This is a genomic window from Rhodococcus sp. A14 (genome assembly GCF_011603105.1).
In the GTDB taxonomy this organism is placed as follows: domain Bacteria; phylum Actinomycetota; class Actinomycetes; order Mycobacteriales; family Mycobacteriaceae; genus Rhodococcus_F; species Rhodococcus_F opacus.
Map to the genome: position 1 here is coordinate 43,985 of NZ_JAAOQS010000065.1, position 8,575 is coordinate 52,559.

The following is an 8,575-nucleotide window of genomic DNA, read 5'->3' on the forward strand; positions in this document are numbered from 1 at the left end:
TGGAATGCCTGGGTCGGACGGAAGTAGGTTCGGAACAGGGCTGAGAATGTTCCGGCTCGAGGAGGTTCTGATGGGATTCGCCGATCGCGCTGATGCGGGACGACGCCTGGCCAGACGCCTGCGCGAGTTTCGAGGACGAGACGTCGTGGTGCTGGGGTTACCCCGAGGGGGTGTGCCGGTCGCATTCGAGGTCGCGAAGGCATTGCACGCCCCTCTCGACGTGATCGTGGTCCGCAAGCTCGGTGTCCCGTACCAGCCCGAACTGGCCTTCGGCGCGATCGGCGAGGGCGGCGTACGGGTGATCAACACCGAAGTCGTCAGTCGGGTCGGTCTGACCGTCACCGATATCGCCGCCGTCGAACGCACCCAGTTGGCGGAACTTCGTCACCGCGCTGAACGAGTGCGGGAGAAGTTCGGCCGGATCCCGCTGGGGGGACGGATTGCGTTGATCGTCGACGACGGCGTGGCGACCGGTGCGACCGCGCGGGCCGCGTGCCAGGTCGCGCGCGCACAGGGCGCCGCGCGGGTCGTCATCGCAGTCCCGATAGGGTCGCCGCGCCGGATCGACGACCTCGCCGAGGACGCCGACGAGGTCGTGTGCATGCAGACCCCGAAAGGATTCTCCGCTGTCGGACAGGGATACTACGAGTTTTCCCAGACCACCGACGAAGACGTGACCGAACTATTGCAGCGTGCACGCAGCGGCTTCGGAGAACCCGCCGCCACGGCACCGGACACCGGTGACGATCCGCCGATTCGCGACGACGACATCGAGGTCGACGTGGGCCGGGTCCGGCTTGCCGGGCACCTCGTCGTTCCGGAAAACGCCATCGGGATAGTCGTGTTCGCCCACGGCAGCGGCAGCAGCCGCCACAGCCCTCGCAACCGCTACGTCGCCCAGATCCTGAACCGGGCCGGACTTGCCACCCTCCTGTTCGACCTACTCACCGCCGCAGAAGAAGGCGACCGCACGCTGGTATTCGACATCGACCTCCTCGCCGAGCGGCTCGTCGCGGCCACCCGGTGGCTCGGGACACGATCGGACACCGTCGGTCTGCCGATCGGCTACTTCGGGGCCAGCACGGGCGCCGCAGCAGCACTGCGCGCGGGCACCGACTCCCACGTCGATGTCAAGGCGATCGTCTCCCGCGGTGGCCGAGCCGACCTCGCCGGTGAGCGTCTGACCGAGGTCCGAACCCCGACGCTGTTGATCGTCGGCTCCCGCGATGAAACCGTCCTCGACCTCAATCGCCGCGCGCAGGCCGTGATCCCGGGCATGTGCCGGATCGAGATCGTGCCCGGTGCCACCCACCTGTTCGAAGAACCCGGCACCCTCGAACGGGCTGCAGTACTGGCCCGCGAATGGTTCACCACACACCTCCCGTCCACGCTGTCACCCCCGGCGCCGCAGTACGCAACGATAGAACCCGAATGCCCCCCTGGACCTCCCTCGAAGGCCACATGATCCGCGTCGAGGAACACCTCGACAAGGGCCGCTACACCCTGCGCGCCGAACTCCCCGGAGTCGACCCCGCCACAGACGTCGACATCGGCGTCCGCGACGGACACATGACGATCAAAGCCGAACGCACCGAACAACACAGGGAAGGCGTGCGCCCCGACCTTCCCGGCATTCCGCACGAAGGAACCGCAGCCCGAGGCATCCGAAAAGGGCAGTCTCTGAACGTAATTGCTCGTCCGGCCGCAGGCTCCGAACATCGGCCGTGCTCAGCTCTCCGGCAGGCCGGGTTGCGGTGCATCCGCGTGTGGTGTCCGGATCAGCGATTGACGCAGACGGGACCATTGATGGGTCCAGCCCTGCAGGGGCGCCAGTGCCTGCTCGATTAGTTCCATCTGATGGTCGAAAGCCGACAGTTCTGCCTGCAATGCCTGCACTGTCAACCGCTGGGCGTGTAGTTCCTCGACCAGGACGTCGAACTCCGCGACCAACGGTGGGGCCAGCTCGACCAACTGCTGAAGCGACTCCAGCATTCGGGTCACCGGCACCGCGACGGGCTCAGGTATTGCGCTGACCGCCTCGCCTCCCATTGTTCCCATGAGGCGGGTCACGGCGCGTGTTCCCTCCAGCAATTCGTCCATCGCGGAGTGAAGCAAGCTGTATCGGTGCGTCTCTGCCTGTCCGGTCATCGGCACCACCTTCTTCCAGAATCCTTGTGATCCCTCCAGTTTCGCCCCGGGTCGTGGCGCGCTGGTCCCGTGCTTCGCCTGCCAGGTCGTCCGACCACTGCCGTCGGGCCCGCGCCGACACCGACAGGCCTACGTCGCGGAACTCGGGAGCACTGAACGGACGATGAGTAGGGGACACGTCACCGTGTGTAGCAGGGCTCTGCTGGTCGAGCCCAGCAGCATGCTCGCGAATCCACCTCGCCCACGGCTCCCGACCACCAGGAGTTGCGCCCGCTCGGCCTGCTCGCGCAGATTCCGAACAGGTTGGTCCATGACCACGACCGGCCGGACCTGCACGTCGGGGAAGTCCTCGGCGCGACCGGCCAGGCTCTCCGACAGTATCGCTCCCTCGCGGCTTTCGACCTGCGTCCAGTCGACGTCACTGGGGAACGGGGCGTGCAGCTCGACATCCGACCAGGCGTGTACCGCAACAAGTTCGACCTGACGCAATGCGGCCTCTTCGAACGCCGCCGAGATCGCCGGCTCGCTGTTCGCCGAGCCGTCGACACCGACCACGACGGGCCCTGCGACGTCGTTGATCTCGGTGTGCGGCAGGTCTCGCACGACAGCGACGGGCGCGTGCGCATGAGTCACGACCGCCGCACTGACCGATCCCAGCACGGTACGGTCGATGATTCCGTGTCGGTTCGCGCCGACAACCACCATCAGTGCAGACTTCGACCGCTCGACCAGCTCACCGGAGGGAGCGCCCATGCAGAACGCCGTGTCGATCTCGAGGGTGTGCCCCGGTACGGCCCGGGCGGCCACCTCCTCGGCCCGGACGAGCCGCGCCTTGCACTCGAGTTCCTCCTCCTCGAAAAAGCTGGCAGGCACCCCGACCGGCATACCGTAGGCGCCGGGGACGAACATGGTGGTCACCAAGGTCAGCGGAGCATTCCGCAATGCGGCTTCGTGCGCCGCCCACGACACGGCCTGGAGGGACGACTCCGATCCGTCTACTCCGGCGACGATCGGGCGGCGGGTGGTCATGATGTCTCCTCGGGATTACGCGGATCATCGAGTCCCCACCATCGTCGCCGCTGCCGTGATGGCGCCGTAGAGGAGAAGGTCATCACATTCCGTACCGTTCCAGAACTTTGCGCATATCCGCGACGGCCTTCTGGCGGTTCACCGGATCCGGGATCTGGGCAAGTTGACGCTTGAGGCTCACCGCGAAGTCGGCGTAGTCGTTCTGCCAGTCGCGCCCGATCAGTTGCGCAGCATCTGTGCGGGCGGTGCCGATCAGCTTCGCGGGGGTGCCGCACTGCAGTTGGTAGCTTTCCCCGATGTTCGGGGTGACGATCGAAAGGGAAGGGTCGTCTTCCGACGCCAGTTCGGTCAGCGCCGAGATTGCCCCCGGTTCACCGTGGGTCAGGAACAGGCTGCCCGAGATAGGCTTCCGCTCCTTGATCCAGTCCAGCAGTTCGGCCTGATCTGCGTGGGCGGAATAGCTGTCGAGCCGCCGAATATGCGCTCGCACATTGACGTCGGTGCCCGAAATTTTCACTTGCCGTGCGCCTTCGAGGATGACGCGTCCCAGCGAGCCTTGGGCTTGGAATCCGACGAACAAGATCGTCGAATCCCGGCGATGCAGATTGTGTGCGAGGTGATGGCGGATGCGTCCCGCCTCGCACATCCCCGAAGCCGCGATGATGATGACCCCCGACATGCTGTTGATCCGCATCGAGGCGGAAGCATCATCGACATAGTGGATCGAGGGATGGTGGAAGATGTCCTTGCCCCCGAGATCCTCGAGCTCGCCTGCATGCCTGGCGAATACGCTGGTCGCGCGGTTGGCCAGCGGAGAGTCGACGAAGACCGGAACGTTGGGGATGCGGTTCGCGTCGGCGAGATACGCAATGTCGAGCAGCAGTTCCTGCGTTCGTTCCAACGCGAAGGCAGGGATCACGAGATTTCCACCACGCGAAATGGCCTTGTTGATCTCCTCTTCCAGCAGGTCACGCCGCTGGTCGATGCTCAGTCGCATACGGGTTCGGCTGCCGTACGTCGATTCGCAGATGACGAAGTCCAACCCCGATGGACCCTCCGGATCGGCGTGAAACGCCTTGTACTGAGGACCGAGATCACCGGAACAGAGCAGGCGCACGCCCCCGGCGTCGACCTCCGCCGATGTTGCGCCCAGAATATGACCGGCATTCCACAGCCGCGCTCGAAAGCCTGTAGCGGGCTCGAACCATTCCTCCAACGGCACAGGACGGGTCTGCCGCCACGCCGTGAGCCCATCGTGTTCGGTGTAGAGCGGGGTAATTGTCGCCTCTCCGGCACGATCGCGTCGTCGGTTTCGGTGTTGCGCCTCGAACTCCTGGATACGCCCGGCGTCGGCGAGCATGTATTGCAGCAGGTCGGAGGTTTGGTCGGTGCAGAAGATCGGCCCTTCGAAGCCTTGCGCCACCAACTTGGGTAACAGGCCGCAATGATCGATATGCGCGTGGGTGAGAACGACTGCATCAATCGTGTCCGGCGCGAAGGTGAAGGCACCGTAGTTCAAGGTCTCGAGGGTGCGCGATCCCTGAAACAGGCCGCAGTCCACCAGGATGCGCGTGCCCTCCGACTCGATCTCCATGCATGAGCCGGTCACTGTCTTCGCAGCACCGTGAAAAGTGAGGTTCACGTGATTCGCCATGCGAGGCTCCTCGTATTTGATCTGGCTTCCGGCCGAAGCGCGCGGGTGTCGAACGACGCGACGCTGCCCCGTCCGAGGCAGCGACGAAATCCAGACTCTGATGCACTCGCTCCCAGCATCCGGGTCCGGTGCCCTTGCCTGTATCGCACGGCTCTCACGATTCGAGTGAACATCGGAGGGCAGGCGGGCCGGTAGGGTCTCCCGTCACCTCCAGGCCGCGGGTGAGTTACTCGTAGTGGCGGCGGTGTGGCGTACCAGCAGCCGTCGAGCTCGCGCGAGGTGTCCCAGGTGCACCGGCGTTCAATCGAATGCGCGAGCCCGACCGCCGTCCCACAATCGTTCGGTGACGTCCTCGAAGCACACGAGCGTGATCGGATCGTCGTGCCTGAGCAGTACCGACCTGCTCACCAGTGCACGAACGACGAACCCGTCCTGATGCGCGAGTTCGATCACCTTCCCGGCGAAGTCGTGCAGGATGGCCACCGCCTCGGCATCGTTCGGCGACGACTGCGGATCGACGAAATCCGCGACCGAACCATCACCGAGCCCGCCCTCGCGGTAACCCAGCATCCGCTCCAGCGCGCAATTCGCATGCGAGATCACACCATGCCTGTCCACCGCGAGAGCGGGCACCGGTAGCCGTCGCAGCAATACGAGGGCGGGAAGTTGCTCGAGGTAGTCCTCCGCGGTCGCCGGATTCCGGCGTCGTCTGTCGTCTTTCGGCTCCGACCGTCGTGGGGTGCCGGAGGCGGCGAGCATCGCGTCGATGCGGGTCTTGATCTCCGCGCTACTGATCGATCGCAGGGGTGGCAGGAGTTGATCGAGCCGGTGTATCGGATGGTTGCTCATATGTTCAGGCCTCCGGGTCGGGGCGGTGTGCGAGGCACCACCGCGGGTGGGTCAGATCAGCACCGCGGCGAGCGCGACACAGCCCAACACGAGGACGGCGGCGCTGGCCGCCACACACGTTGATCCGGTGCCCGATGGTCGTCCGATGGTCGTCCGATGGTCGTCCGATGGTCGCGTCGGCCCTCGGGCGGCGCCGGAAGTTCGGTAATCGGATGCTGCTCATCGGCCAGGACGGCATCTTTCAGATCGGCGCGTGGACGGGTGGGGCCGCCGGCCACCGACGGTTATCGGGGATACGGTGCTCCACCACCCTCTGCAAGGATTACGTGCAGGGGTCCCCGCTGCACAGGGCAATAAGTCACTGATTCGGCCCGCCTCTGGATGCGGGTCCACGCCCCGGCACTGCCCGGGTTCGGGGGTACGGCCCGGCTGCGCGACCCGGGCGCGGTGTGGGAGCCGCCCTCCTGGCCCGAACTGCGTCCCAGAACGGTCCCCCTGCGATCTCTGCGCCAAGCCGGTCAGCAACGTTGACCGGGTCGCGGGACGATGGTGAGAACCGACTCGATCGGGCGGCGGGGTGTCTGTCGTGGAGGAACCTGCGTGCCGGTCGAACCGATTCGAATCAGGACTTGCGGTACACCCGAGTCCGGCAGCAGGTTGCCAATCATTTTTCGACTTTGCGGCAACTCGGTCATGTGGGTCAGCGGGCATGTTGCGTGTCCGGTGGCCGTGGCTTCGAGCAGTACGGCCGATAGGGCTTCGCCGGTGCGCACCCACGCTCCACGGTCGTCGCCGTCGGTGCTGAGGACGAGCACCGTCGCTTGGTCGGGATGGAGGATGGAACCGCTGTCGGAGCCGATGGGGAATCGGCGCCCGATGTCGACGCGGGCCTGATTGTCTGCGGTGGCCAGTGCCTCTGTCGGGATTCCGTCCTCGGGGAGGGAATGTCCTGCCCACCAGTAGAGTTCGGTTTGGTAGGTGGGGTCGAGCCGCCGGGAGGCGGCGGTGAGTTCGGTGGCGGCCGCAAGCACTGGTCGGGCGCTGTGCGGCAATACCGTCAGGTGAACGCCATGCCCGCGAACCATGTCCTTCAGCGAGGCCGGTGACAGTGTATTCGGATCGACCGGATCGAACGGGCCCCGATCCGAATAGCGGCGGCGAATCGCGGAAAGCAGATCGAGATCGTGCGACTGCGGGCTTCGGGTGTAATGGTGGAACCGGATCTGGGCGACATGGGACGGGCTCGCCTGGTCGGGTACGCGGCGTATGTCGGCCAACCAGCCCAGCGCGGTCAATGCGGTGCCCAGATGATGCAGGGCCGCTCCACAGCTGACCACCAGTTGCCGCTCCGACGGGTCCGCCGAGGCGAGTCGGCGGTGGGAATCGGCAGACAAATCGAGCACACCACCGTCATAGCGCCACCGCCACGGTTGGGTGTTGTGTACCGACGGCGCTCGGCAGGCAAGGCCGACGGCGATCCGAATGAGATCGTCATCGGGGACAGTAGGCTGCATTGTCGTCTCCTCGACCGCCTGCCCGAGTTGCTCTGACGGCCCGGGGCATTCCGTCTTCAGTGTTCGCCGGTTGGGAGTTCACGATTAGGGCCGATGGTCATCGAGTGACGACTGTGGGCGTTGACCTGTGACCCTATTTTCCCGCGCACTCCCGGATCGACACTGGTGGAAGGACGACACCTCGCGAGGCCGTGGTAGTCGTGGTCGGTCCGGGATCGACGTTCCTGCACTGATGGGGTGAGGCTCGTGGAGCGGTTGACCGCACAGGACGTGATGACTCTGTGGCCGGACGAGGCCGGGTGGTCGCAGGACATCGGTCTCGTGGCCCTGCTCGACGCCTGTGACCTCGTCGACACGGACGGGCGGATTCTGCTCGGGGACGTCCAGACATCGATCGAGGCGCGGTTGCCTCTGGCGCCGCGTCTGCGGCAGGTGGTCTACGTGCCTCGGTGGGGTCTGGGACGGCCACTGTGGGTGGATGCGGCAGCCTTCGATGTTCGAGACCACGTGTGTGCCGTCCCGCCGGTGCATCACGCTGACGAGGCGCGGCTACTCGAGGTGGTCGAGGAGTTGCGTCGGCGTCCGCTCGACCGCTCCCGGCCGCTGTGGAAGATGTGGTTCGTACCCGGCCTGGCGGGCGGCCGGACCGCGGTCTATGTCCGGGTCCACCACGTGATCGCCGACGGCCCGGCCGGGGTGGCGATGCTCGGTGCACTGTTCGACTCTGCGCCCGACGGCCCGGCTCCTCGGGTCGAGCCGTGGATGCCGGCCCCGGTGCCGGCGGCGAACGAGCTGATCGTCGACAACCTCCGGCGTCGCCGGGCCGCGGCGGCTCGTGTGCTGGCGGCGTGTACACGGCCGGCGACGATCGTGTGTCGTACCCGGCGTGCCTGGGCATCGGTGCGGGAGATGGTCTCCGGGGGACGGGCGCCGCGATGCAGCCTGAATCGGCCGATCGGTGCTGCTCGTGAGTTCGCTATCGTACGAACCGAACTCGCAACGATGCGGAGGATCTCCGATCGGTACGGTGTGAAGGTCAACGATGTGCTGCTTGCCGTCTTCGCCGGTGGCCTGCGTGAACTGTTACGCAGTCGAGGGGAACCTGTCGACAACCTCGAGTTGCGTGCGGTCGTGCCCGTGTCGCTGCATCGGGAGCTGCCGGGGCCGGCGCGGGGGAATCTGCTTGGGCAGATGATCGTGCCGCTCCCGCTCTGGATCGACGATCCCGTCCGCCGACTGGTGTCGATAGCCGCCGACACCGCCACCCGTAAGCGGGGTGTCCGTCCGCGCCGGGGGGCCGTGGTCGGCGGCCGGACCGTCCGGTGGATTGCCCTGACTCTGCTGTCTCGGCAACGAATGATGAACACGTACGTCGCCGACG

Annotated in this window: 7 protein-coding genes and 1 pseudogene; 3 read left to right on the plus strand and 5 right to left on the minus strand. The window is 66.0% G+C overall.

All coding sequences use genetic code 11. The features are described from left to right. Positions 1 to 67: 67 nt before the first annotated feature. Complete coding sequence (locus G9373_RS28440; protein ID WP_240960781.1) at positions 68 to 1,465, plus strand: alpha/beta family hydrolase; 1,398 nt, start codon at positions 68 to 70, stop codon at positions 1,463 to 1,465. Continuing rightward, positions 1,432 to 1,611: pseudogene (locus G9373_RS46760) on the plus strand (Hsp20/alpha crystallin family protein); the annotation flags it as partial. The gene G9373_RS28440 and the pseudogene G9373_RS46760, both read left to right, overlap by 34 nt. Before the next feature lie 117 nt (positions 1,612 to 1,728). Here G9373_RS46760 and G9373_RS28450 read toward each other — a convergent pair. The 5 genes from G9373_RS28450 to G9373_RS28470 form a co-directional block, all read right to left on the minus strand. Further along, on the minus strand, positions 1,729 to 2,148 hold the full coding sequence (locus G9373_RS28450) for a hypothetical protein (RefSeq protein WP_005261688.1): 420 nt from the start codon (positions 2,146 to 2,148) through the stop codon (positions 1,729 to 1,731). 129 nt (positions 2,149 to 2,277) lie between these two features. After that, entirely contained in the window at positions 2,278 to 3,177 is a 900-nt protein-coding gene (locus G9373_RS28455) for a universal stress protein (protein ID WP_005563440.1), read from the minus strand. 82 nt (positions 3,178 to 3,259) lie between these two features. After that, on the minus strand, positions 3,260 to 4,831 hold the full coding sequence (locus tag G9373_RS28460; RefSeq protein WP_167117883.1) for an MBL fold metallo-hydrolase: 1,572 nt from the start codon (positions 4,829 to 4,831) through the stop codon (positions 3,260 to 3,262). A 300-nt stretch (positions 4,832 to 5,131) separates the two neighbouring features. After that, positions 5,132 to 5,680, minus strand: coding sequence for a PAS domain-containing protein (locus G9373_RS28465; RefSeq protein WP_065491110.1), 549 nt, complete (start codon positions 5,678 to 5,680; stop codon positions 5,132 to 5,134). Positions 5,681 to 6,198: 518 nt separating this feature from the next. Then, positions 6,199 to 7,194, minus strand: coding sequence for a hypothetical protein (locus tag G9373_RS28470; RefSeq protein ID WP_054245553.1), 996 nt, complete (start codon positions 7,192 to 7,194; stop codon positions 6,199 to 6,201). Positions 7,195 to 7,440: 246 nt separating this feature from the next. Here G9373_RS28470 and G9373_RS28475 point away from each other — a divergent pair. Then, on the plus strand, positions 7,441 to 8,575 hold a 1,135-nt coding region (locus G9373_RS28475; protein ID WP_167117885.1), incomplete at its 3' end, for a wax ester/triacylglycerol synthase domain-containing protein.